The 22,256-nt window shown below is 74.5% G+C and carries 23 protein-coding genes; 11 read left to right on the forward strand and 12 right to left on the reverse strand.

The window, feature by feature from the left end:
• Genes ACXJKF_RS07970 through ACXJKF_RS07980 form a run of 3 tightly spaced genes read right to left on the reverse strand, consistent with a single transcriptional unit; the run spans position 1 to position 2,943 of the window.
• Positions 1 to 2,415 carry a heavy metal translocating P-type ATPase gene (locus tag ACXJKF_RS07970; protein WP_456787201.1) on the reverse strand — a complete coding sequence of 805 codons (2,415 nt, stop codon included), beginning with the start codon at positions 2,413 to 2,415 and terminating at the stop codon, positions 1 to 3.
• Entirely contained in the window at positions 2,412 to 2,645 is a 234-nt protein-coding gene (locus ACXJKF_RS07975; protein ID WP_456787202.1) for a heavy-metal-associated domain-containing protein, read from the reverse strand. Before ACXJKF_RS07975 ends, ACXJKF_RS07970 begins: the two co-directional genes overlap by 4 nt.
• Before the next feature lie 16 nt (positions 2,646 to 2,661).
• The gene (locus ACXJKF_RS07980; protein ID WP_056086768.1) at positions 2,662 to 2,943 is read right to left on the reverse strand and encodes a metal-sensitive transcriptional regulator; all 282 of its coding nucleotides are present in this window, start codon (positions 2,941 to 2,943) and stop codon (positions 2,662 to 2,664) included.
• 95 nt (positions 2,944 to 3,038) lie between these two features.
• On the opposite strand from ACXJKF_RS07980, the gene ACXJKF_RS07985 reads away from it, so the two are divergent.
• Positions 3,039 to 3,497, forward strand: coding sequence for an RrF2 family transcriptional regulator (locus ACXJKF_RS07985; protein ID WP_307490600.1), 459 nt, complete (start codon positions 3,039 to 3,041; stop codon positions 3,495 to 3,497).
• A 109-nt stretch (positions 3,498 to 3,606) separates the two neighbouring features.
• Positions 3,607 to 4,557: a sulfite exporter TauE/SafE family protein gene (locus tag ACXJKF_RS07990; protein WP_456787203.1), complete on the forward strand. Its 951-nt coding sequence runs from the start codon at positions 3,607 to 3,609 to the stop codon at positions 4,555 to 4,557.
• A 74-nt stretch (positions 4,558 to 4,631) separates the two neighbouring features.
• Here the strand turns inward: ACXJKF_RS07990 and hemL are convergent, their stop codons facing one another.
• From hemL to hemE, 6 genes are all read right to left on the reverse strand, one after another.
• Positions 4,632 to 5,975, reverse strand: coding sequence for a glutamate-1-semialdehyde 2,1-aminomutase (hemL, locus tag ACXJKF_RS07995; RefSeq protein WP_456787204.1), 1,344 nt, complete (start codon positions 5,973 to 5,975; stop codon positions 4,632 to 4,634).
• Positions 5,972 to 6,961 (reverse strand): porphobilinogen synthase, encoded by a 990-nt coding sequence (gene hemB, locus ACXJKF_RS08000; protein WP_456787205.1) that lies wholly within the window; start codon positions 6,959 to 6,961, stop codon positions 5,972 to 5,974. Before hemB ends, hemL begins: the two co-directional genes overlap by 4 nt.
• A complete protein-coding gene (locus ACXJKF_RS08005) occupies positions 6,962 to 7,789 on the reverse strand; it encodes a uroporphyrinogen-III synthase (RefSeq protein ID WP_456787206.1) in 828 nt (275 codons plus the stop codon). It abuts the gene before it with no gap.
• Positions 7,786 to 8,757 carry a hydroxymethylbilane synthase gene (hemC, locus tag ACXJKF_RS08010; RefSeq protein WP_456787207.1) on the reverse strand — a complete coding sequence of 324 codons (972 nt, stop codon included), beginning with the start codon at positions 8,755 to 8,757 and terminating at the stop codon, positions 7,786 to 7,788. The genes ACXJKF_RS08005 and hemC overlap by 4 nt, the downstream gene beginning before the upstream one ends.
• Before the next feature lie 158 nt (positions 8,758 to 8,915).
• On the reverse strand, positions 8,916 to 10,199 hold the full coding sequence (locus ACXJKF_RS08015) for a protoporphyrinogen/coproporphyrinogen oxidase (RefSeq protein WP_456787208.1): 1,284 nt from the start codon (positions 10,197 to 10,199) through the stop codon (positions 8,916 to 8,918).
• Positions 10,200 to 10,201: 2 nt separating this feature from the next.
• Positions 10,202 to 11,266: a uroporphyrinogen decarboxylase gene (gene hemE / locus ACXJKF_RS08020; RefSeq protein ID WP_456787209.1), complete on the reverse strand. Its 1,065-nt coding sequence runs from the start codon at positions 11,264 to 11,266 to the stop codon at positions 10,202 to 10,204.
• Between the two features lie 46 nt (positions 11,267 to 11,312).
• Between hemE and ACXJKF_RS08025 the strand changes: the two genes are divergently transcribed.
• Positions 11,313 to 12,578 carry a glutamyl-tRNA reductase gene (locus ACXJKF_RS08025; protein ID WP_456787210.1) on the forward strand — a complete coding sequence of 422 codons (1,266 nt, stop codon included), beginning with the start codon at positions 11,313 to 11,315 and terminating at the stop codon, positions 12,576 to 12,578.
• Positions 12,579 to 12,718: 140 nt separating this feature from the next.
• Here the strand turns inward: ACXJKF_RS08025 and ACXJKF_RS08030 are convergent, their stop codons facing one another.
• Positions 12,719 to 13,591 (reverse strand): hypothetical protein, encoded by an 873-nt coding sequence (locus ACXJKF_RS08030; protein ID WP_456787211.1) that lies wholly within the window; start codon positions 13,589 to 13,591, stop codon positions 12,719 to 12,721.
• A 252-nt stretch (positions 13,592 to 13,843) separates the two neighbouring features.
• Positions 13,844 to 15,271: an adenylosuccinate lyase gene (gene purB / locus ACXJKF_RS08035; RefSeq protein WP_456787212.1), complete on the reverse strand. Its 1,428-nt coding sequence runs from the start codon at positions 15,269 to 15,271 to the stop codon at positions 13,844 to 13,846.
• Positions 15,272 to 15,371: 100 nt separating this feature from the next.
• Here purB and ACXJKF_RS08040 point away from each other — a divergent pair, with 100 nt between their 5' ends.
• From ACXJKF_RS08040 to ACXJKF_RS08075, 8 genes are all read left to right on the forward strand, one after another.
• Positions 15,372 to 15,746 carry a DoxX family protein gene (locus ACXJKF_RS08040; protein ID WP_456787213.1) on the forward strand — a complete coding sequence of 125 codons (375 nt, stop codon included), beginning with the start codon at positions 15,372 to 15,374 and terminating at the stop codon, positions 15,744 to 15,746.
• A gap of 166 nt (positions 15,747 to 15,912) precedes the next feature.
• The gene (locus ACXJKF_RS08045) at positions 15,913 to 16,629 is read left to right on the forward strand and encodes a DUF4129 domain-containing protein (protein ID WP_456787214.1); all 717 of its coding nucleotides are present in this window, start codon (positions 15,913 to 15,915) and stop codon (positions 16,627 to 16,629) included.
• Complete coding sequence (locus tag ACXJKF_RS08050; protein WP_456787215.1) at positions 16,626 to 17,111, forward strand: hypothetical protein; 486 nt, start codon at positions 16,626 to 16,628, stop codon at positions 17,109 to 17,111. The genes ACXJKF_RS08045 and ACXJKF_RS08050 overlap by 4 nt, the downstream gene beginning before the upstream one ends.
• Positions 17,108 to 18,088 (forward strand): AAA family ATPase, encoded by a 981-nt coding sequence (locus tag ACXJKF_RS08055; RefSeq protein WP_456787216.1) that lies wholly within the window; start codon positions 17,108 to 17,110, stop codon positions 18,086 to 18,088. The genes ACXJKF_RS08050 and ACXJKF_RS08055 overlap by 4 nt, the downstream gene beginning before the upstream one ends.
• Positions 18,085 to 19,356, forward strand: a complete 1,272-nt coding sequence (locus tag ACXJKF_RS08060) for a DUF58 domain-containing protein (protein WP_456787217.1) — start codon at positions 18,085 to 18,087, stop codon at positions 19,354 to 19,356. The genes ACXJKF_RS08055 and ACXJKF_RS08060 overlap by 4 nt, the downstream gene beginning before the upstream one ends.
• Positions 19,353 to 19,865 carry a hypothetical protein gene (locus ACXJKF_RS08065; protein ID WP_456787218.1) on the forward strand — a complete coding sequence of 171 codons (513 nt, stop codon included), beginning with the start codon at positions 19,353 to 19,355 and terminating at the stop codon, positions 19,863 to 19,865. Before ACXJKF_RS08060 ends, ACXJKF_RS08065 begins: the two co-directional genes overlap by 4 nt.
• A 130-nt stretch (positions 19,866 to 19,995) precedes the next feature.
• On the forward strand, positions 19,996 to 20,223 hold the full coding sequence (locus tag ACXJKF_RS08070) for a hypothetical protein (protein WP_456787219.1): 228 nt from the start codon (positions 19,996 to 19,998) through the stop codon (positions 20,221 to 20,223).
• The gene (locus tag ACXJKF_RS08075) at positions 20,220 to 21,692 is read left to right on the forward strand and encodes a hypothetical protein (protein ID WP_456787220.1); all 1,473 of its coding nucleotides are present in this window, start codon (positions 20,220 to 20,222) and stop codon (positions 21,690 to 21,692) included. The genes ACXJKF_RS08070 and ACXJKF_RS08075 overlap by 4 nt, the downstream gene beginning before the upstream one ends.
• On the opposite strand, the gene ACXJKF_RS08080 is transcribed toward ACXJKF_RS08075, so the two are convergent.
• Positions 21,682 to 22,092, reverse strand: a complete 411-nt coding sequence (locus tag ACXJKF_RS08080; RefSeq protein ID WP_456787221.1) for a phage holin family protein — start codon at positions 22,090 to 22,092, stop codon at positions 21,682 to 21,684. The genes ACXJKF_RS08075 and ACXJKF_RS08080 overlap by 11 nt on opposite strands.
• Between the last annotated feature and the right edge of the window lie 164 nt (positions 22,093 to 22,256).

The raw sequence follows: 22,256 nt of genomic DNA on the forward strand, positions 1-22,256 counted from the left end.
TCACTCGAAGCGGCGCAGCCGCAGCGAGTTGCCGACGACCAGCACCGACGACAGGGCCATCGCGGCGCCCGCGATCATCGGGTTGAGCAGGCCGAACGCGGCCAGGGGGATGGCGGCGACGTTGTAGGCGAACGCCCAGAACAGGTTCTGCTTGATCACCCGCAGGGTCCGACGGGACAGCCGGATCGCGTCGCCCGCGGAGCGCAGGTCGCCCCGGACCAGCGTGATGTCGGATGCCTCGATGGCGACGTCGGTGCCGGTGCCCATGGCCAGGCCGAGGTCGGCGGTGGCGAGCGCCGCCGCGTCGTTGACCCCGTCACCGACCATCGCGACGCGTGCGCCCTCGCGCTGCAGGCGTTCCACGACGGCGACCTTGTCGGCGGGCAGGACGTGCGCGACGACGTCGGTGATCCCGACCTCCCGGGCAGCCGCCCGGGCTGCGCCCTCGTTGTCCCCGGTGAGCAGGACCGGCCGCAGTCCGAGCGCCCGCAGCTCGGCGACCGCCTGCGCGGACGTCGGCTTCACCGGGTCGCGCAGCACCAGCACGCCGCGCGGCGCGCCGTCCCACGCGACCATGACGGCGGTCGCGCCGTCGGCCTCGGCCGAGTCCACGGCGCCCTGGAACGCCGCCGGGTCGACGCCCTGGTCGCGCAGCCAGGCCGGCTTCCCGACGAGGACGCGACGGCCCAGCCCGACGCCCGAGTGCGCGGTACGGACGACGCCGGAGACGCCGTGGCCCGCCTCGGCACGGAAGTCGTGCACCTGGTCGGCGCCGATCACGACGCCGTCGGCACCGGTCGGTCCGTCCTGCTCCGTCACGGCAGCCGCGATGGCCCGGCCGATCGGGTGCTCCGCGAGCTGCTCGACGGCCGCGGCGTACCGCAGCACCTCGTCGTCGCCGATGACGTCCACGAGCGCCATGCGGCCCTCGGTGACCGTGCCGGTCTTGTCGAGCACGACGGTGTCGATGGTGCGGGTGTTCTCGAGGATCTCCGGGCCCTTGATGAGGATGCCGCGCTGCGCGCCGCGGCCGGTGCCGACCAGCAGCGCGGTCGGCGTGGCCAGCCCGAGGGCGCACGGGCACGCGATGATCAGCACGGCGACGGCGGCGGTGAACGCGGCCTGCGCGCCGGCGCCGCTGAGCAGCCAGGCCGCCAGCGTGCCGAGCGCGAGCACCAGGACGACCGGCACGAACACCGCGGAGATCCGGTCGGCCAGGCGCTGCACGGGCGCCTTGCCGGTCTGGGCGGTGGCGACGAGGCGGCCGATCTGCGCCAGGCGCGTGTCCGCGCCGACGCGGGTGGCCCGCACGACGAGCGCGCCGGAGGTGTTGATGGTCGCGCCGGTGACGTCGTCGCCGGGGCCGACGTCGACGGGCACCGGCTCGCCGGTGAGCAGCGAGGTGTCCAGCGCGGACGTGCCGCTGACCACGACGCCGTCGGTGGCGACCTTCTCGCCGGGTCGGACCACGAACTCGTCGCCCACCGTCAGCCGGTCGACCGGGACCCGTCGCTCGGTGCCGCCGACCAGCAGCGACACGTCCTTGGCGCCCAGGTCGAGCAGAGCGCGCAGGGCGTCTCCGGCACGGCGGCGGGACCGGTGCTCGGCGTACCGGCCGGCCAGCAGGAACGTCGTGACGACGGCCGCGACCTCGAAGTACAGCTCGGGGATCTCCATCCCCATCTCGGCCCTCGGCCACAGGGACGGCGTCATCTCGAGGCCCAGCTCGCCCGCACCGCCGAACAGCAGCGCCCACAGCGACCAGCCGGTCGCCGCGATGATGCCGATGGAGACGAGCGTGTCCATGGTCGATGCGCCGTGCCGGGCGGCACGGAACGCGGCGCGGTGGAACGGCCAGGCGGCCCACGTGACCACGGGCAGTGCCAGCGCGGTGACCACCCACTGCCAGCCGGTGAACTGCAACGCGGGGATCATCGACAGCAGCAGGACGGGGACCGTCAGGACGCTCGCCACCCGCAGGCGACCGAGCAGCTCGGTGCCGCGCGCGTCGGTCGGGGCGGACGTGTCCTCGTCCGGGTCCATGTCGTGGCCCGGTGCCATCGCGTGCCCGGACAGGGCGTGCTCGAACGGGTCGTCGTGGTGCATGAACTCGGCCGAGGCGCCGTGGTGCTCGTGCGGTGCGGGACGCGGTACCGGGAGCGGCGGCACGGCCCCGACGACCGTGGCGTCGTACCCGGCCGACCGGACGGCCGCGACGAGCGCGTCGCTGTCCGTGGTCTCGCCGGCCGTGATGGTCACCCGCGCAGACTCCAGCGGCAGGTTCACCGTCGCCTCGACGCCGGGCAGGCGGTTCAGCTTCTTCTCGACGCGCGCGACGCACGAGGCGCAGGTCATCCCCTCGATCGCGAGGTCGATCGTGCGTTCGGCGGTGCGGTCGATGATGCGATCGGTCACAGCAAGGACCTCCTCGGCGTGACGGCGTAGCCCGCCTMGACGACGGCCTCGGAGACGGCGGCGTCGGTCAGGGGTGCGTCGGAGACGACGGAGACGGTCGACGAGCCCCCGACCGTCAGCTGGATCGTGACGTCGTGGACGCCGGGCAGGGCGGACAGCTCGGAGGTGACCGCGGAGACGCAGTGGCCGCAGGTCATGCCGTCGACGCCGAATGTCGTTGTCGTGCTCATGGTGGTGCTCCTTCGATCAGCTGCGGACGAGGCGGGCGATGGCGTCGGAGGCTTCCTTCACCTTCGCCGCTCCCTCCTCGGGGGACTGGCGGGCGGCGTCGACGACGCAGTGCGCGAGGTGGTCCTCGACCAGCCCGATGCTCACGGCCTGCAGCGCCTTCGTGACGGCGGCGACCTGCGTGAGGATGTCGATGCAGTACACGTCCTCGTCGACCATCCGGGCGATGCCGCGCACCTGCCCCTCGACCCGCCGCAGGCGCTTGAGGTAGTCGTCCTTGGCGTCCGTGTAGCCGTGCATGAGGGCCTCGTTCCCGTGGTCGAGTGGGTGCTCTTTGCGCAACACCATACCCCTAGGGGGTATTCCGGAGGTGTGCACGGGGCACAATCGACGGCATGCGGGTCTCGGCGAAGGCGGACTATGCGGTGCGGGCGTGTGCCGAGCTGGCGGCGTCCCCTCACGGGGACCCCGTGCGGGCGGACGACCTGGCGGTCGGGCAGCAGCTCCCGGTCGCGTTCCTGGAGCGGATCCTGGGTGATCTGCGCCGTGGAGGCGTGGTCAGCAGCGTCCGCGGCCGGTCCGGCGGCTACCGGCTGGCGCGGCCGGCGGACGAGATCACGCTCGCCGACGTGATCCGGGCCGTCGACGGCCCGCTGGTGACCGTCCGCGACGAGCGACCGACCGCGCTGGAGTACGGCGGGTCCGCGGAGGCGCTGCTGCAGGTCTGGGTGGCCCTGCGCGTGAGCGTCCGCGACGTGCTCGACCAGGTCACGCTTGCCGGCCTGGTGTCCGGGGAGCTGCCGCCGCACGTGCGCGAGCTCGGCGCTCGCGAGGATGCCTGGGTCAACCCGTAGTCGTCCCACCATACGGTCGTTCATCTCACCTAGTGACACCGGGGTTCCGGTCAACCAAGAAGGTCGGGATTATCGGGTGTCCTTCTCCGTGATGCCCTAGGTGGTCCCCATGCCCGCGCTCGTCCTGCTCGCCCTGGTGGGGTTCGCCGCCCAGCTCGTCGACGGCGCCCTCGGCATGGCGTACGGCGTCACGTCCACCACCCTGCTGCTGGCCATCGGCACCAACCCGGCGGCAGCCTCGGCCACGATCCACCTCAGCGAGATCGGCACCACGCTCGTCTCGGGCCTCTCGCACTGGAGGTTCGGGAACGTCGACTGGAAGGTCGTCCTGCGCATCGGCGTGCCCGGTGCGGTCGGCGCGTTCCTCGGCGCCTACGTCCTGTCGAACCTCGCGACCGACACTGCCAAGCCGGTCATGTCCACCATCCTGCTGGCCCTCGGCATCTACATCCTCGTCCGGTTCACGCTGTTCGGGCTGCGCAAGGACCGCCTCGGGCTCCCGCTGCGCAAGCGGTTCCTCGCGCCCCTGGGTCTGTTCGCCGGCTTCGTCGACGCGACCGGTGGCGGCGGCTGGGGTCCGGTGGGCACCCCCGCGCTGCTGGCGTCGGGCCGGATCGAGCCCCGCAAGGTCATCGGCTCGATCGACACGTCCGAGTTCCTCGTCGCGATCGCCGCCAGCCTCGGCTTCCTCATCGCCCTCGGCTCGCAGGGCATCAACCCCGCCTGGGTCCTCGCGCTCCTCGTCGGCGGCGTCGTCGCCGCGCCGATCGCCGCGTGGCTCGTGCGCAAGATCCCCGGGCGCATCCTCGGCTCCGCGGTCGGTGGCCTGATCGTCCTCACCAACGTCCGCACCCTCCTGCGCAGCGACTGGGTCGGCCTGGGCGACACCGCCGCGGAGGGCTTGATCCTCGGCGCGATCGCGCTCGTCTGGGCCGGTGCCATCACGTGGTCCGTCCGGGCCTACCGCAACGACCTTGCGCAGGAGGCCGCGACCGCGGCGGCGGTCGACGACGCGGTGGCCGACGTCGAGCCGGTCGGCGCAGCCCGTCCGACGGGCTGACCCCGTCCGACGTTCCCGCCCACGACGACGAAGGGACCCGCCACGCGGCGGGTCCCTTCGTGCGTGCGCAGGTGTCAGGCGGTCGGTGCCGTGGCCTGTGCGGCGGCGCGGACGGCGGCCGGCAGGGCGGACACGATCCGGTCCACAGCGTCGTCGTCGTGCGCGGCGGACACGAACCACGCCTCGAACGGCGACGGCGGCGCGTACACCCCGGACTCGAGCAGCGAGGTGAAGAACGGCCCGTACCGCCACGACTCGGTGGCGAGCACGGCGGCGTAGTTCTGGGCGCCGTGCGCGGCGGCGTCGGTGCCGAAGAACGTGCTGAACAGGTTGCCCGCCCACTGGACGGCGTGCGGCTGCCCCTCCGCCGACAGCGCGGCGGTGAGCTCACCGCGCAGCTGGGCCGAGACGGCGTCGACGCGGGCGTAGACCGACGCGTCCGCGAGGCGCAGCGTCGCCAGGCCGGCGGCGGTCGCCACCGGGTTCCCGGACAGGGTGCCCGCCTGGTAGACGGGGCCCGTGGGGGCGAGCAGGGACATGACGTCCCGGCGCCCACCGACCGCGGCGACCGGCAGGCCGCCGCCGATGACCTTGCCGAACGTGTGCAGGTCCGCAGCCCAGCCCTCTCGCAGACCCTCGAGCCCCCACCAGCCGGAGTACCCGACGCGGAAGCCCGTGAGGACCTCGTCCTGGATGAGCAGCGCGCCGTGCGCGAGCGTGAGACGCCGCAGCATGGCGTTGAACCCGGGCAGCGGGGGGACGACGCCCATGTTGGCGGGCGCGGCCTCGGTGATGACCGCGGCGATGCGGTCGCCGTGCTCGGCGAACGCGGCCTCGACGGCCTCGACGTCGTTGTACGGGACGACGATGGTCTCGMCCGCGACCGCGGCGGAGACGCCGGCGGAGTCGGGCAGGCCGAGGGTCGCGACGCCGGAGCCGGCGGAGGCCAGCAGGGCGTCGACGTGCCCGTGGTAGCAGCCGGCGAACTTCACGATCAGGTCGCGGCCGGTGAAGGCGCGCGCCAGGCGCAGCGCCGTCATCGTCGCCTCCGTGCCGGTGGAGACGAGGCGGACCTTCTCGGCCGGGGGGACCCGCGAGCGGATCTCGTCGACGAGCTCGGTCTCGGTGAGGGTCGGCGCACCGAAGCTCAGGCCGCGACCGGCCGCGTCACGGACCGCGTCGACGACCTCGGGGTGCGCGTGGCCGAGCAGCGCCGGACCCCAGGAGCCGACGAGGTCGACGTACTCGTTGCCGTCGACGTCGGTGACGTACGCGCCCCGGGCGGACGCGAGGAAGCGCGGCGTCCCGCCGACGTTGCCGTACGCGCGCACCGGCGAGTTGACCCCGCCGGGGATGACGGCCTGCGCGCGCGCGAACGCTTCAGCGCTGGTCGTCGCGTTCGAGGTGGTGACGCTCATCGGATCTCCTCTGCCAGCCAACCGGCCAGCTCTGTCGCAGAGTACGTGAGTACGTGATCGGCACCGGCGCGGCGGATGCTGAGCACAGACTCAAGGATCGCCCGTCTGCGCTCGATCCAGCCTCGCGCAGCGGCGGCCTCGATCATGGCGTACTCACCGGAGACCTGGTAGGCCGCGACCGGAACTGTGGACATCGCGGCCACGTCCGCGAGGATGTCGAGGTACGCCAGGGCGGGCTTGACCATGACGATGTCGGCGCCCTCGTCGAGGTCGATCGCCACCTCCCGGACTGCTTCGCGACGGTTCGCCGGGTCCATCTGGTACGTGCGGCGGTCGCCCTCGAGCTGCGACTCCACGGCGTCGCGGAAGGGTCCGTAGAACGCCGACGCGTACTTGGCCGCGTACGCCAGCACCGCCACGTCGTCGCGACCGGCGGCGTCGAGCGCGTCCCGCACGTACCCGACCTGGCCGTCCATCATCCCGGACAGCCCGACGACGTGGGCGCCGGCCGCGGCCTGCGCCAGGGCCATCTCGGCGTACCGGACCAGGGTCGCGTCGTTGTCGACGGCCCCGCCCGGCGTCAGCACGCCGCAGTGCCCGTGGTCGGTGAACTCGTCGAGGCAGAGGTCCGCCTGCACGACGAGCGCGTCCCCCACCTCGGCGATCGTGTCCGCGATGGCGAGGTTGAGGATGCCGTCGGGGTCGGTGGCCTGCGAGCCGACCGCGTCGCGCACCGTGGGGATCGCGAAGAGCATGACGCCCCCGAGGCCCGCGGCCGCCGCCTCGGCGACCGCCTTCCGGAGCGAGTCACGGGTGTGCTGGTGGACGCCGGGCATCGAGCTGATCTCGCGCGGCTCCGTCAGGCCCTCCTTGACGAACACGGGCAGGACCAGCTGGGCGGCGTCGAGCCGCGTCTCGGCGGTCAGCCGGCGCAGCGCGGGGGTGGCGCGCAGCCGGCGCGGGCGGACCCGGCGGGCGTCGGTCATTCAGTGCTCCTCGGGGCTGGGGATCGGGGCGGGCAGCACGGTGGTGACCGCACGGGTCAGGGCGTCGACCATGCCGAGCATGGTCTGCTCGGTCGCGACGCCCGCCAGCGGCAGGCCCAGGCGTGCGGCCTCGGCGGCGGTGGACGGACCGATGCCGATCATCAGGGTGGTGGTGGGCGGCGTGCCCAGCCGGTGGGCCAGCTCCCGGACGGTGCTGGCCGACGTGAGCAGCGCCGCTCGGATGGTGCCGTCGGTCCAGGCCTCGCGCACGTCGGGCGGCGGCGGGGCGGCCGGCACGGTGCGGTACGCGACGACGTCGGTCACGTCCCAGCCGAGCTCCTGCAGCCCGTCGACGATCGTGGTCGCCGCCAGGTCGCCGCGGGGGAACAGGACGCGGGCGGGCTCGGTGGGTGTCGGGAAGGACTCGACCAGGCCGCGGGAGGTGGACCGGCCGCGGGGCAGCAGGTCGGGCTCGACACCGGCCTCGCGCAGCGCGCGCGCCGTGCCGGGGCCGATGGCCGCGACGCGCACCTGGCCGTCGGTGAGCAGCTGCGTCAGGCTGCCGGCGCTCTCCTGCGCGCGGTCCACCAGCACGGGCACGGCGGCTGCGCTGGTGACGACGAGCCAGCCGTACCAGCCGGACTCGAGGGCCAGCAGGGCGTCGTCCAGCTCGGTGGGGTCCTCGGGCGGCACGGTCTCGATGAGGGGCACGACGACCGCCTCCGCACCGGCCGCGGCGAGCGCGACGACCGCGGGGCTGCGGCCGGCCGTCGGGCGGGGGACCAGGACCCGCCACCCGGACAGGGGCAGCGTGGGCGTCGTGGTCATCGGACGGCTCCGAGCGCGGCGAGGTCGGCGGCGCCGGCGTCGAGCAGGGTCTCCGCCAGCCGGGTGCCGAGCGCGCGGGCGTCCGAGGCGCTGTCGGTGCCCAGGGTCGCGGTCAGGCCGCGGCGCAGGGTGGCGCTGCCGTCCGGGCGGACGATCACGGCGTCCAGGAACAGGGTCCGGCCGTCGTCGGCCAGGCGCGCGGTGGCGCCGATCGGGGCCGCGCAGCCGGCTTCGAGGCGACCGAGCAGCGCGCGCTCGGCGAGGACCGCGAGGTGCGTGGGGCGGTGGTCGAGCAGGCGCAGGGCCCGAGCGAGCGGCTGGTCGGGGTGGAGCCCGGCCCGGACCTCCACGGCGAGCGCACCCTGGCCCGGTGCCGGTGCCATGACGTCGGGGTCGAACGCCTCGGTGACCGCCTCGAGCCGCCCGAGCCGGGCCAGACCCGCGCGGGCGAGCACGACGGCGTCCAGGTCTCCCGGTCCCGTGGCGGAGCCGGCGACGCGACCGAGCCGGGTGTCGACGTTGCCGCGGATGTCGACGACGTCGAGGTCGGGTCGGGCGGCCCGGAGCTGGGCGGCGCGGCGGGGGGAGCCCGTGCCGACGCGGGCGCCGGTGGGCAGCAGCGCGAGCGTCAGACCGTCCCGGGCGCACAGGGCGTCGGCGGGGTCCTCGCGCGGGGGGACGGCCGCGAGGACGAGCCCGTCGGCGTCGCCCGTCGGCAGGTCCTTGAGGGAGTGCACCGCGACGTCGCACCGGCCGTCCAGCAGGGCGTCGCGCAGGGCGGTGACGAAGACCCCCGTGCCGCCGAGGCTCTGCAGGGAGCCGGTCAGACGGTCGCCGTCGGTCCGGACGTGGACGGTCTCGAGGGTGAGGTCGCCGCGTCCGAGGACGGCGAGGGCGTCGACCACATGGCCGGTCTGCGTGAGCGCGAGCGCGCTCGCGCGCGTCCCGACCCGCACGTGCTGGAGCATGCGGTCAGTGTCCCTCTCCGTCGCGGGGATGTCGAAGCGCGGGGAAATTCCAGAAACGTCGTGACAGCTTGTCAGAAAATACCGCCAAGAAATGTGACCCACGACATTCTTCCACCGCTTGCCGACGCGTTGTCAGAAAATGACGAAGGAATTCGCCGTCAGAGCACCGACCGTGCCGCCGCCCTAGCGTCGGGCACCACCGACGCCAACCCGTTCCCGGCCACCCACGCCCCGCAGACCGCGACCCCGGCGAGCGGCTCGACCGCCGCCCGCACGTCGGCGACGACCCGCGCGTGGGCGGCGCTCGGCCGGGGCAGCGCCTGCGTCCACCGGACGACCGCGTGCCCCCGGAGCTGGTCGGCGGACAGCGGGGTGCCCAGCAGGACGGACGCGTCGCGCAGGGCCACGTCGGCGTCGGGCCGTACGTCCTCGCCCGCCCGCCCGTACGACAGCCGCACCACGTGCCGCCCCGGCCCGGCCACCTCCGCCAGCCACGCCCACTTGGCGGTGGCGTGGGTCAGCGCTTTGGCGGTGACGTCGGTGGCCTCGCGCGCGACGAGCACCCCCGTGCCGCGCGGGGCCGCATCGAGCGCGGGAGCGTCCAGCACCAGGGTGACCAGCGTGACCTGGGCACCGGGGTCGGGGCGACCGACGTCCAGGCCGAGCAGGTCGACGGCCGACGGGGTGGCCAGCACCCAGCGGTCGGCGGGCTCGTCGTCCAGGGAGGTCACCGCGACGCCGGTGCGGACGGTGCCGCCGTGCGCCTCGATGTCCGCCACCAGCGCGTCGACCAGCACGTGCATGCCGCCCGCGATGCCCTGCACCGCCGACCCCGCGGGTGCCGACGCGCGCAGGCTCCGCACCGCACGGGCCAGCGAGCCCCGCTCGCGGCGCAGGGCGTCGGGCAGTCCCGGCGCGACGGCGTCGACCGTGAGGTCGTCGGGGTCGGCGGCGTGCACCCCACCGACCACGGGCCGCACCAGCCGGTCCAGCACACGGGCTCCCATGCGGCGGCGCACCAGGTCCCCGAGCGAGGTCGCTCGGGTGGCCGGGAGCACCGCGTCCAGGCTCGCGCGCGCGGCCCCGACGAGCCCGAGCGTCCGGCGCGCGGCCCAGGGGTCGGCAGGGATGCCCAGCAGGCCCGTGCGGGGGAGCGGGCCGTCGCCGTGCGGGAGGTGCACCCAGGCACCGTCCGGCTTGGGCGTCCGGATGCGGTCCGCGAGCCCCAGCTCGTCCAGCAGCGCGGCGACCGTGCCGCCGCGCGTGGCGTAGGACTCCGCGCCTGCGTCGAGCCGCAGCCCCGCGACGGTGTGCCCGGCGGCCGCCCCGCCCAGGGTGTCGCGCTGCTCCAGGACGAGCGTCCGCAGGCCCTCGTGGGCGAGCTCCCGGGCGGCGACCAGCCCTGCGATCCCGCCGCCGACGACGACCGCGTCCCAGGTCATCGTCAGATCTCGTGGACCAGCTGGGCCACGCGCGTGAGCACGGTCGGGTCGGTCTCCGGCGGGACGCCGTGCCCCAGGTTCACCACGTGCCCCGGCGCCACCGAGCCGCGCGCGACGACGTCCCGGACGTGCGCCTCGAGCACCGGCCACGGGGCGGCCAGCAGCGCCGGGTCGATGTTGCCCTGCAGCGGCGTGGTGCCGCCCAGCCGGCGGTTCGCCTCGTCCAGCGGCAGCCGGTAGTCGACGCCGACCACGTCCGCGCCGACGTCACGCATGGCCACCAGCAGCTCGCTGGTCCCGGTGCCGAAGTGGACCTTCTTCACGTCCAGGTCCGCGACGTGCGTCAGCGCCCGGGCCGACGCGGGCGCGACGTGCGCGGTGTAGTCCGCCAGGCTCAGCGAGCCCGCCCACGAGTCGAAGAGCTGCGTCGCGCTCGCACCGGCCAGCACCTGCGCACGCAGGAACGCCCCCGTCACGTCGGCCGCCCACTGCGTCAGCGCGGTCCACGTGGCCGGGTCGGCGTGCATGAGCGTGCGGGCGGCCAGGTGGTCCCGCGACGGGCCACCCTCCACCAGGTACGCGGCGAGCGTGAAGGGGGCGCCCGCGAAGCCGATCAGGGGGGTCTCGCCGAGCGCGTCCACCGTGAGCGCGACCCCGTCCGAGACGGGCTGCAGCGCCTCCGGGGTCAGCGGGCCCAGGTCGCGCAGGCGGGCGACGTCGTCGGCGGTGCGCACCGCGGCGCCCATCACCGGGCCGACGCCGGGCTTGATCTCGACGTCGACGCCCGCGAGCTTGAGCGGCACCACGATGTCGGAGAAGAAGATCGCGGCGTCCACGTCGTGCCGGCGCACCGGTTGCAGGGTGATCTCGCTGGCGAGCGCCGGGTCCAGGCAGGCGTCGAGCATCGCGGTGCCGACGCGCGCCGCGCGGTACTCGGGCAGCGACCTGCCGGCCTGTCGCATGAACCACACCGGCCGTCGCGACGGCGCCTGGCCGGAATACGCACGGACCAGCGAAGAATTCTTCGTGCGGCCGTCGACGAGGGGGTGCGAGGAAGGAAGGTTCACGTCGCCGATTGTGCCGGACAATTGTCGAGATGATTAACTCGGGCACGTGGTGCTGCTGTCCCTCGCCGCCAGTCACCACGACCTCGACCTCGATGTGCTGGAACGTCTCTCGTCGGACGTCCACGCCGTCGCGTCCGAGCTCGTGGGCTCGACGGCCCACAGGTTCGTGTCCGGTGCTGTCGTCCTGGCGACGTGCAACCGGTTCGAGCTGTACCTGGAGGTCGACGACGCCGCGACCACCCCGTCGGCCCGTGCCGCCGCAGCCCAGGCTGTCGCCGACCGCTCCGGCTACACCGCGTCCCAGGTGGACACCCACCTGCGCGTCCGGACCGGCACCGACGCCGCCGCCCACCTGTTCTCCGTCGCCAGCGGGCTCGACTCGATGGTCGTCGGCGAGCGGGAGATCCAGGGGCAGGTCCGCCGCGCTCTGACCGCCGCCCGTCGCGACGGCACGACCACCTCCGGGCTCGAGTCCCTGTTCCAGGCGGCGTCCCGCGTCTCGCGGCTCGTCGAGAGCCGCACCGGGCTCGGTGCCACCGGCCGCTCCGTGGTCGGCGTCGCGCTCGACATCGCCGAGCGCGAGCTGCCCGACTGGTCCGAGGTCCGCTGCGTGCTCATCGGCACCGGCTCCTACGCGGGTGCGTCGCTGGCCGCCCTCAAGGCCCGCGGCGCCGGTGACATCCGGGTGTACTCCGCCTCCGGGCGGGCCCGCGCGTTCGCCGCCGCGCGCGGCGTCCGGTCGCTCCCGGCGTCCGCGGACCTGGCCGCCGAGGTGTCCGACGTCGACCTCGTGGTCGCCTGCAGCGGAGCCGCCGGCGCGGTGCTCGGGGTCGACGCGCTCGCGGCCGCGCGGCGGGGCTCGGCCTCCCCGCTCACCGTCGTGGACCTCGCGCTGCGGCACGACGTCGACCCCGGCGTCCGCTCGCTGCCCGGGGTCCGGCTGGTCAGCCTGCACACGGTGGCCGAGCACGCGCCCGCGGAGCACGCGGCCGTCCAGACCGCCCACGACGTCGTCATCGCGGCCGCGGAGGCCTACGAGGCAGACCGCCGGGTCCGCGAGTGGAACCCCGCGGTGGTCGCGGAGCGCACCCGGATCCTCGGCGGGCTGGAGGCCGGCCTGAGCGAGCTGCCCGACGACGCCCGGGACGAGCGGTCCGAGCGGGCCCTGCGCCGCCGCACCCGCGCCCTGCTGCACGCCCCCACGGTCCGCGCCCGCGAGGCCGCCCGGGCCGGGGACGCGATGACGTACGCGGCCGCCCTGACGGAGCTGGCCTCGATCCCGGTGCCGACCGTGGCAGCCGACGCGCACTGACGCGGGGACCTGCTTGTCTCAGCGGTTGATAGAGCGTGCCGGGCCTGGACGGGGGGGAGGGCCAGGCCCGGCACGCGTCCCGTGAGGGTCACATCACGTTGGCGACGTGACCCTGGTACGGAACCCTCGGTAGGGCGCGCTCAGGAGCGCACCACCTGCTGTTGGGGGGCAGCAGGCCCGGGGGCCCAGGTGTGGGGGACCACCTGGTTGGTCTGGATGTCGGTGAGCTCGGCGGCATAGACGATGCCTTCGTACACGCCGGCCTCGACACGGGTGAGGTGGAGACGCTCGGCGCGCTCGATGTCGTCGCCGAGGTGGGAGATGCGGGCGACGACGTAGCGCTGGGCGTCCTGCCACTGGTCGACGACGCGGACGCTGAGGCCGTTCCAGCGGGCCGTGAGGTCCAGCTCGAACAGCTCGGTGACGTCCTCACGTGCGACGCGGCGGTACCAGCGGCCCGACGGGGACTGGTGGAAGCCGGTCTCCGCCAGCGGCGGGTTGGCCAGGGCCAGGACCACCGTGTGGCCGCTGTCGACGACGTCGGCCTCGAGGTAGGCGCCGTGCCACTTGGCGACGGGTCCGACGCAGCGGGAGAGGGACGCGAGCGACGGGCGGGGGGCGCCCAGCTGCGTGACCGTCCAGCCGGCGCCGACGTCGCCGTAGCGCGCCAGCAGGGTGGAGGTGCCGTTGTCGTAGATGCGGACCAGCTCCGCGCCCGGGGGGATGCGGGAGTGGCGCAGCCACCAGAGCGGGAGGATGTAGCCGGGCACGTCGCGGTACTGCAGCTGGGGGGATGACTCGAAGCGCAGGACGTCGATCGAGCGGTCGTACGGGCTGAAGGGCGAACCCTCGTACCCGAGACCGTGCACCTCGAACAGCTGTGCCGGGGTCGTCGCGAAAGCGACGTCCTCGGCGCGCACCACGTACCCCGCCAGACGGTCATGGCCCGCGGTGAGGTGCGCGCGGGTGAGCGCTGGCGTGATCGCCTTCTGCATGAGCGTCACGATGGGCATCCTTGCCAGAAAAGGGGTGAACCGGATGTTTCAGACCGGTCGGTGCACGATTGTGCAGGGCATACCGGGCACCTGTCCAGGAGCGATCACTCGTTCGGATGAAATCGCAGGTCAGAAGCATGAGAGCGATCCCGTCGAAGCGGTTCCTCTTCTGCTCGTGGGTCGACAGAAGATGGTCGAAAGGCGCCGATCGTTCACCCGAATGGAGCAGTCGGGGTGGACGGTACCGCCAGATGGGTGTACCGGCCCCGATCAGGCGTCGAGGTAGCCCACGAGGCTGTCCGCCAGCCCGGTGTACGACGCGGGCGTGAGGTCGGCGAGCCGCGCGGCGACGTCGTCGGGAAGCCCGAGCCCGCCGATGAACTCACGCATGTCCGCAGCCGTCAGACGGCGGCCGCGGGTCAGCTCCTTGAGCCGCTCGTACGGGTTCTCCATGCCGGTGACCCCCGCGACGGAGGCGGCGCGCATGGCCGACTGGACGGGCTCGCCGAGGACCTCCCAGTTCTCGTCGAGCTCCCGGGCCAGCAGCGCCTCGTCGACCGAGAGCGCCCGCAGCCCGCGGGACACGTTGTCGATGGCCAGCAGGGAGTGCCCGAACGCCGGACCGATGTTGCGCTGCGTCGTCGAGTCGGTCAGGTCGCGCTGCAGGCGGCTGGTCACCAGCGTGCTGGCCAGGGTGTCCAGCAGGGCGCTGGAGAGCTCGAGGTTGGCCTCGGCGTTCTCGAACCGGATCGGGTTGACCTTGTGCGGCATCGTCGACGATCCCGTCGCCCCCGCCACCGGGATCTGGATGAACACCCCGCGCGAGATGTAGGTCCACACGTCGGTGGCCAGGTTGTGCAGCACCCGGTTGAACCGCGCGACGTCCGCGTACAGCTCGGCCTGCCAGTCGTGCGACTCGATCTGCGTGGTCAGCGGGTTCCAGGTCAGGCCCAGGTGCTCCACGAACGCCTTGCTGACCGCCGGCCAGTCCGCCCCMGGCACCGCCACGACGTGCGCCCCGTACGTGCCGGTCGCACCGTTGAGCTTGCCCAGGTACTCGTCGCCGGCGATCCGCGTGAGCTGGCGGCGCAGCCGGTGCGCGAGGACCGCCAGCTCCTTGCCGAGCGTCGTCGGCGTCGCGGGCTGCCCGTGCGTCAGGGCCAGCATCGGCTGGTCCCTCAGCGACCGCGCGAGCTCGGCCACCTGGTCGACCAGCGCCGTCGCAGCCGGTGCCCAGACGTCCTGCACCGCGCCGCGCACCATCAGCGCGTACGACAGGTTGTTGATGTCCTCGCTGGTGCACGCGAAGTGGACCAGCTCCCCGACCTCGCGCAGCGCCGACCCCTCGGGCGCGGCCGCGAGCCTGCTCTTGAGGAAGTACTCGACCGCCTTGACGTCGTGCACGGTGATCTTCTCGATCGCCGCCAGCTCCGCCACCTCGTCGGGCCCGAACGTCGCGACCACGTCCCGCAGGTACGCGACGTCCGCGTCGGTCAGCGTCGGGGCGCCCGGCACGACCCCGTGGGCCGTCAGGTGGATCAGCCACTCGACCTCGACGTGCACCCGCTCGCGGTTCAGGGCTGCCTCGCTCAGGTGGTCGACCAGCGGCGCGACCGCCGCGCGGTACCGGCCGTCGAGCGGGCCGAGGGCGATGTGCGGGGTGACGTCCGCGAGCCGGACACGTGCGGGGGAGGTCATGGAGGCATCATCCCAGAGCGCACCGATCGGTCCCTGCGCGTCCCACCGCCGGCCCTAGGCTGCGCGTGACACCGCCTCCCTCCCGTCGTCGGAAGAGCCCATGAACATCGCCCTGTGGATCGCTGCCGCCCTGCTCGCCCTCGCGTTCCTCGCGACCGGCCTGCTGAAGATCACGCAGTCGAAGGAGAAGCTCGCCGCGGCGGGGATGGGCTGGACCGAGAGCTTCAGCCCGGCCGCGATCAAGGCGATCGGCGTCGCCGAGGTGCTGGGCGCGATCGGCCTCATCCTGCCCGCCGTGCTGGACATCGCACCCTTCCTCGTGCCGATCGCCGCCGTCGGTCTGGCCCTCGTCATGGTCGGTGCGATCACCACGCACGTGCGCCGCAAGGAGACGCCGATGGTCGTGCTGAACGTGGTCCTGCTCGCGCTGGCGCTGTTCGTCGCGTGGGGACGGTTCGGCGCGTACGCGTTCTGAGTCGCGACGCGCCTGCGCGTCCGCGGTCGCAGGACGCTGGTCGGTACCCGCCGGTACGGCGGACCGCCCGACTGCTCTGCTCCGCGAGACAGCGACCTGACGCGAGGTCGGTCAGTAGCCTGTGCGCACCGGCGCAGACCGCCGGTCCCCGACACCGAGGAGCCCCGTGGCGACGCAGGCGCGCAGGCCCGGCGCGGTGCTGCTGGTGGGTGCGTTCGTCGTGGTCGCGGTGGTCGGCTCGGCGCTGGCGGGGCCGTTCCGGCTGGTGCAGCGCAACGCCGAGGGGCCGATCGCCGTCCCCACGATCGTGCCCCCGGTGAGCACCCGTAGGCCGCTCCCCCTCGAGCAGCTGCTCGACGGGGAGCAGGTCCCCCTGCAGACGCAGCGCTGGGTCTACCTCGTCGTCCTGTTCGTCGTCGCCGTCATCCTGGCCGTCGTGCTCGGCCTGCTGGTGCGGTGGGTCCGCCGGATGATCGACCGGCGGGTGCCGCCCGACACGGACGCGGCCGCCCCGGACGTCGAGCTCGCCGGCGACGTCCAGGACAGCGCGATGCCGGCGCTGCGCGAGGGCGTCCGGCGCGCGACGCAGGTGCTCGAGGACGAGGTGCCGCCCGGGGACGCGGTGATCGCGGCGTGGGTGGCGCTGGAGGCGTCGGCGGAGCGCAGCGGCCTGGTGCGGGACCGCGCGCAGACCGCGACGGAGTTCACGGTCGAGGTGCTCGACGCGACCCGGGCGGACCCGGCCGCGACGCGGGTGCTGCTGGAGCTGTACCTGGCGGCGCGGTACTCCGAGCACGTCCTCACTCCCGGTGACGTCGACCAGGCCCGGACGAGCCTCGCGGCGATCGCCGTCGACCTGACCCGACGGGCGGACGACGCATGAGGTGGGACTGGCGGCCGCCCGTGGCRTTCCTCGTCGGTGCCGTCGCGAGCCTGGCGGGCGGGCTCACCGTCGTGTCCTCCGTCCTCGTCGGTCTGCTCGCGGCGGCCGTCGTGCTGCTGCTCACGCGGGTGGGCGGGCTCCCCGACCCCGGCTGGGACCGCCGGCACTACGACCGTCGGCACGGCGCCCGCAGCGAGGTGCAGGACCTGGCGTGGACGATGCTCGGCCGGGACGGGCGGATCGGGGAGCGCGTCCTGCGCCAGCTGCGCGAGGTGGCGCGGAGCCGGCTCGCCCGGCACGGGCTGTCGCTGGACGACGCGGACGTCGAGCAGGTCCTCGGCTCGCGCGCCCACCGGACGCTGACCACCACGCGTTCCCCGCTGCCGAGCCTCGCCGACCTGCGGCACACCCTGGACGTGCTCGACCGCCTCGGACCCACTCGCGACACCCGTACCGACAACCCTGGGAGCCCCCTGTCATGAGCGAGCAGCCCACCACCCTGACCGTCGCGCAGGTCGCCGACCGCGGGAGCGCGGTGCTCGACGAGGTCGCCACGCTCGTCGTCGGCATGCGCGAGCCCCTGAAGGTCGCGCTCGCGGCCGTCCTCGGCGGCGGTCACGTGCTGTTCGAGGACGTGCCCGGACTGGGCAAGACGCTGGCGGCCCGGAGCCTGGCGACGGCCCTCGGGCTCGCGTTCCGGCGAGTGCAGTGCACGCCGGACCTGCTGCCGTCCGACATCACCGGGTCGAGCGTGTTCGACCCGTCGACCGCGTCCTTCGCCTTCCGTCCCGGCCCGGTCTTCGCGGGGCTGCTCCTGGCCGACGAGATCAACCGGACCGCCCCGAAGACCCAGTCCGCGCTGCTGGAGGCGATGGCCGAGCGGCAGGTCACCGTCGACGGCGAGACCTACCGGCTGCCCGACCCGTTCCACGTGGTCGCCACGTCGAACCCCGTCGAGTACGAGGGCACGTACCCGCTGCCCGAGGCGCAGCTCGACAGGTTCATGGTCCGCGTCGCCGTCGGGTACCCCGAGCGCGACGCCGAGGTCGACGTGCTGTCCCGACGGCTCGCGCGGCGCCAGGAGATGGGCTCGGTGCGGACCGTCGTCGACGCCGCCACGCTGCGCGCGATGCAGGCGGGGGTCGAGTCCGTCACGGTGGACACCGACATCCTGCGGTACTGCGTCGACCTCGCCGCGGCCACCCGGGCGCACGACGCCGTCGAGGTCGGTGCCTCGCCGCGCGGCTCGCAGGCGCTGGTGCTCGTCGCGCGGTCGCTCGCGGTGCTCTCCGGGCGGGACTTCGTGACCCCCGAGGACGTCAAGGCCGTCGCGGTGCCCGCCCTGGCGCACCGGCTGTCGCTGACCCCGCAGGCGTGGGCGACGGGCACGGCACCGCAGGGGGTCGTCGCCGACGTGCTGGCGCGGGTCGCGGGTCCGACGACGGCGCGACGCCTATGACCTGGGTGCGCTCGCGGGCGACGACGGCAGCGGTCGCCGTCGGCCTCACGCTGGTCGTCCTCGGGGCGCTGCTGGGGCGCCCGGACGTCGCCGTGCTCGGTGCGGCGCCCCTCGTCGCGGGGGTGTGGGACTGGCGACGACGGCCGGCCGTGGACCCGACGGTGCGGCTGGAGGCGTCGGACGCGCCTCCGGTGGCCGGGACGCTGCGGGCGGACGTGGTCGTCGCGTCGCCGTCGACCGTCCTGCTCGGTGCCCGCCGCGGCCCCCGCGTCCTGCTCGACGCGTGGGTGACCGTCGACGGCACACGGCGGTTCCCGCTCGTCGTGCACACCGTCCGCACGGGGCCGCAGGACCTCGCCCTGGTCGACGTGCAGGGCGTCGGACCGGGTGCCGGGTGCGTGTCCGAGCCCAGCCCGCCCGCGACCCGGTCCGCGCTCGTGCTGCCCGCCCCGCGTCCGCTGGGTGACCTGCCCATGCCCCCGCGGCTGCGCGGGCTCACCGGTGCCCACGAGTCGCGGCGGCCCGGCGAGGGCGGCGGGCTGCGGGACGTGCACCCGTTCGCGCCCGGTGACCGGCTGCGCCGCATCGACTGGCGCGTGACCGCCCGGCGGGCCCCTGACCTGCACGAGCTCTACGTCCGGCGCGAGCACGCGCTCGCCGAGGCGGTCGTCGTCCTGGTCGTGGACTCCCGCGACGACGTCGGGCCCGACCCGATGACCTGGCGCGGCTCGACCCCGCCGCGGGCGCAGGACCCCACGTCGCTCGACCTCGCCCGGCAGGCGGCGACGTCGGCCGCGCAGGGGTTCCTCAACCTCGGCGACCGGGTGGGGCTCGACGACCTCGGCGCGGTGCGGCGACCCCTCCCGCCGGGTGGCGGCCGGCGGCAGCTCGACCGCATCCGGCACGCGCTCGCCCTGACGCGGCCCGACGGGGACCCGCTGCGCCGTCTGCGCGCCCCGCAGATCCCGTCGGGTGCGCTGGTGATGCTCTTCTCCACGTTCCTCGACGACGAGGCCGCCCTCGTCGCGTCCGTGTGGCGCCGTGCCGGGCACCGCGTGGTCGCGGTCGACGTGCTGCCGACCCTGCGGGAGCGTCACCTGGGCGACCGGGAGCGGCTCGCGATGCGGATGATCCGGATCGCCCGGGAGGACCGGCTGGCCGAGCTGGCGGACCTCAACATCGAGCTGGTGACGTGGCGGGAGTCGCCGCACGTCGCGCTCGCGTCGCTGGCGCGTCGGGTGCAGCGCAGGGCCGGGGCGGCGCGATGAACGAGGTGACCGTCGACCTGGTCCGGCCCGTGCCGGCCTGGGCCCTGCGCGGGGCGGTCGGGGTGCTCGGCGCGGTGCTGCTGCTGGTCGCGTTCGCCGGGGTGAGGCCCCACCCGCTGCTCGTCGCCGGGTTCGTCGCTCTGGTCGTCGCGACGGTGGTCCTCCCGGAGCTCGGCCTGACCGCGCTCGTCGTGCTGGTCGCCGGGGTGCGGGTGGCCACCGGCGAGCCGCCCGCCCTCGGCATCGTCATGCTCCTGCTCCTGCTGGTGCACCTGTCCCTGTGGGCGGGAGCGCTCGCGGCGCGGACGTCGTGGCGGACGCAGGTCGAGCTCGGCGTGGTCGTGCACGGGCTGCGCGACGTCGCGACCGTGCAGGTCGGGGCGCAGATGCTGGCCGTCGTGGCCGTGCTGCTCGGCGGGGTGACGGTCGGGTCCGGTGACCTGTGGCGGGCGCTCGCTCTCGTGGCGGCGATCGGCGCGACGGCGCTGCTGCTGCCGCGGCGTTCCTAGGGCGGCGAGCGCGCCGAGCCCGGAGGGGACGGCCGTGGCAGGCGTGCGAGCGCCGGGACCGAGCCGCCCACAGCCCGCACCGTCCCCAGGTGCCCGACGGTCGGTGCGCGGCCGCTCGTAGCGTCCCCGCATGGTTCCCGCCGACGGTCTGCCCCTGGTCCTGCGAGCCCTTGACGACGTGGAGAGCGCGTCCCGGTCGCTGCGCGGCGCCGCGGCCACGTCGTGGTCGTCCGAGGCCGCCGACCGGTTCCGCACCGCCCTCGACGAGGCGCAGTGCTGCGTGCACGGGGTGCTGGTCGCGGTCGAGCGGACCGTGCAGCCCGTCGCCGCGGCGGACCTCGGGGCGGGTGGCCTGTGATCTCCGACCCGGCCGACGGGTACCGCGTCGTCGGCGGTCCCGGGCCCACCGTCGCGGACCTGGAGGAGCTGGCGTTCACCTGCCGCCTCCTCGAGGGGGCCGCCGACCGCCTGGACTCCGCGTCGTGGGCCTTGGCGCGTGCGACGCAGGGGTGCGACCCGCTCAGCCCGGCGGGGATCGAGGCGCGGCGGGTCCTGGCCGCCGTGTGCGAGGGGCCGAGGTCGCCGTGGCGGGCTGCCGACCACCTCCGGGACCTGGCGGCAGCGCTGCGACGGGTGGTCGAGCTCTACACCGAGGCTGAGTCGCTCGCGCACCGGGCGCTGCGCACCGGGGTCGTCGCCGTGGCGAGCGAGCTCGGGGAGCGGCCGCTCCTGGCGGCGACCCTCGGGGTGGTCGGGACGGGGGTCGCCGTGGCGACGCTGGGCAGGGTGGCCGTCGGGAGCGCGGTGCTCTCGGCCCTGGTCGGGCGGCCGGACCCCGTCCGTCGCGCTGCGGGGGTGCTGCCTGGTGCGCTGACCGCCGACGGCCGCGCGGAGCTGGGGATGCTGGCGGTCGGCGCGTTCGTCCGCGCCTCTGCACCCGGGCGGCAGATCCCTCACCTGAGACCGGTCCCCGAGGGCGCGCGGCTCCTGTTCGACGCTGTGCCGCCGGCCGGTCCGACCGCCCTGCTCGTGCGCGCTGACCCGCCTCAGCTGCCCGCGCCGCGGAGCGTGGCGGCCGTCCTCGACAACGTGGCCCGCAGCTACGACCGCGAGCCCACCCCGTTCCGCCCCGGCACGCCCGCGGGAGCCATCTCGGTGCAGCAGCTCACGCACCCCGACGGGACGCGGACATGGGTGATCGAGATCCCCGGCACGGAGGACTGGGACCTGAACGACGTCAACCCGATGGACCTGACCACCAACGGCCGCCTCCTGGCGGGACTCGCGGACGACCTGACCGACGCGGTGCTCGACGCCATGCGGCTGTCCGGCATCGGGGCCGACGAGCCCGTCCTGCTGGCCGGCCACAGCCAGGGCGGGATGGTGGCGCTGTCGGTCGCGGCGGCGGCCGGTGGGGCGTACTCGGTGCGCGCGGTCGTGACGGCCGGGACGCCGGACGTCCCCCGGGCGGTCCCGGCGGGGGTGCAGGTGCGTCACTACCGGCACACGGAGGACGTCGTGCCCCACCTGGACGGCATCGCGAACGTGACCAGCGACCGGGTCACTGCGGTCACGCGGGACCTCGCGACGAGCGGCGGACCGACCGACCCGAGCGTCGAGGAGGCGCACGCGATCCGCCGGTACGTCGAGACAGCCGCGGAGGCCGATCGGGTGCTCGCTGGGAGCCCGGGGGTGCGGGCCTTCGACGCCGCCGCCCAGGAGGTGCTGGGACCACCCGGCACGACGGCCGTGACGCGGCAGTTCGTCGCGACGCGCGACCCGGAGGTGGTCGCCGCGCAACCACCGCGGCTGCTGCCTAGTAGGTGACCTCGGTGGACGACGAGCGCTCGACGCGGGGGCCGGGGATGAGGACCGAGAGGACCAGGCTGACGATCGAGATGATGATGGCGCCCCAGCACGCGACCCCGAAGTTGTCGATCCGCAGGCCCCAGTCGGTCGCCTCCGTGATCCACGCGGTCAGCATGAGCATGAGGGCGTTCACGATGATGGTGAACAGGCCCAGCGTGAGGATGTACAGCGGGATCGAGATGAACGCGACGATCGGCTTGACGATGGCGTTGACCAGCCCGAACACCAGCGCGATGAGCAGGATGATCGCGAGCGTCTCCCAGTTGCTGTCACCGCCGACGATCGACAGGCCGGGCAGGATGAGCGTCGCGAGCCAGATGGCGACGCCGTTGATGAGCACGCGGACGAGGAAGGCCATGCACCGATCCTGCCATCGGGCTCGCGAGGTCGCCCCGAGGCGCGCTGCCGGACTCGTCCACCCCGCCGGTGCGCGCACGTGGGCTCGGCGCGAGACTGGACCGCAGGTCGAGCCTCGTCGGCGGTGCGGTGAGTGCCGCGGCGAACGAGCCGAAKGAGGACCGG

Source organism: Cellulomonas sp. P5_C5 (assembly GCF_054049655.1).

What these genes read in the sequence shown, in the direction of transcription:
- ACXJKF_RS08065 (WP_456787218.1), top strand. Translation starts at nt 19,353, where the DNA reads ATGAACGAGGTGACCGTCGACCTGGTCCGGCCCGTGCCGGCCTGGGCC.
- ACXJKF_RS07990 (WP_456787203.1), top strand. Translation starts at nt 3,607, where the DNA reads ATGCCCGCGCTCGTCCTGCTCGCCCTGGTGGGGTTCGCCGCCCAGCTC.
- ACXJKF_RS07980 (WP_056086768.1), bottom strand. Translation starts at nt 2,943, where the DNA reads ATGCACGGCTACACGGACGCCAAGGACGACTACCTCAAGCGCCTGCGG.
- ACXJKF_RS08060 (WP_456787217.1), top strand. Translation starts at nt 18,085, where the DNA reads ATGACCTGGGTGCGCTCGCGGGCGACGACGGCAGCGGTCGCCGTCGGC.
- hemC (WP_456787207.1), bottom strand. Translation starts at nt 8,757, where the DNA reads ATGCTCCAGCACGTGCGGGTCGGGACGCGCGCGAGCGCGCTCGCGCTC.
- ACXJKF_RS08005 (WP_456787206.1), bottom strand. Translation starts at nt 7,789, where the DNA reads ATGACCACGACGCCCACGCTGCCCCTGTCCGGGTGGCGGGTCCTGGTC.
- ACXJKF_RS07985 (WP_307490600.1), top strand. Translation starts at nt 3,039, where the DNA reads ATGCGGGTCTCGGCGAAGGCGGACTATGCGGTGCGGGCGTGTGCCGAG.
- ACXJKF_RS08055 (WP_456787216.1), top strand. Translation starts at nt 17,108, where the DNA reads ATGAGCGAGCAGCCCACCACCCTGACCGTCGCGCAGGTCGCCGACCGC.
- ACXJKF_RS08070 (WP_456787219.1), top strand. Translation starts at nt 19,996, where the DNA reads ATGGTTCCCGCCGACGGTCTGCCCCTGGTCCTGCGAGCCCTTGACGAC.
- hemB (WP_456787205.1), bottom strand. Translation starts at nt 6,961, where the DNA reads ATGACCGACGCCCGCCGGGTCCGCCCGCGCCGGCTGCGCGCCACCCCC.
- ACXJKF_RS08015 (WP_456787208.1), bottom strand. Translation starts at nt 10,199, where the DNA reads ATGACCTGGGACGCGGTCGTCGTCGGCGGCGGGATCGCAGGGCTGGTC.
- ACXJKF_RS08080 (WP_456787221.1), bottom strand. Translation starts at nt 22,092, where the DNA reads ATGGCCTTCCTCGTCCGCGTGCTCATCAACGGCGTCGCCATCTGGCTC.
- ACXJKF_RS08030 (WP_456787211.1), bottom strand. Translation starts at nt 13,591, where the DNA reads ATGCCCATCGTGACGCTCATGCAGAAGGCGATCACGCCAGCGCTCACC.
- ACXJKF_RS08040 (WP_456787213.1), top strand. Translation starts at nt 15,372, where the DNA reads ATGAACATCGCCCTGTGGATCGCTGCCGCCCTGCTCGCCCTCGCGTTC.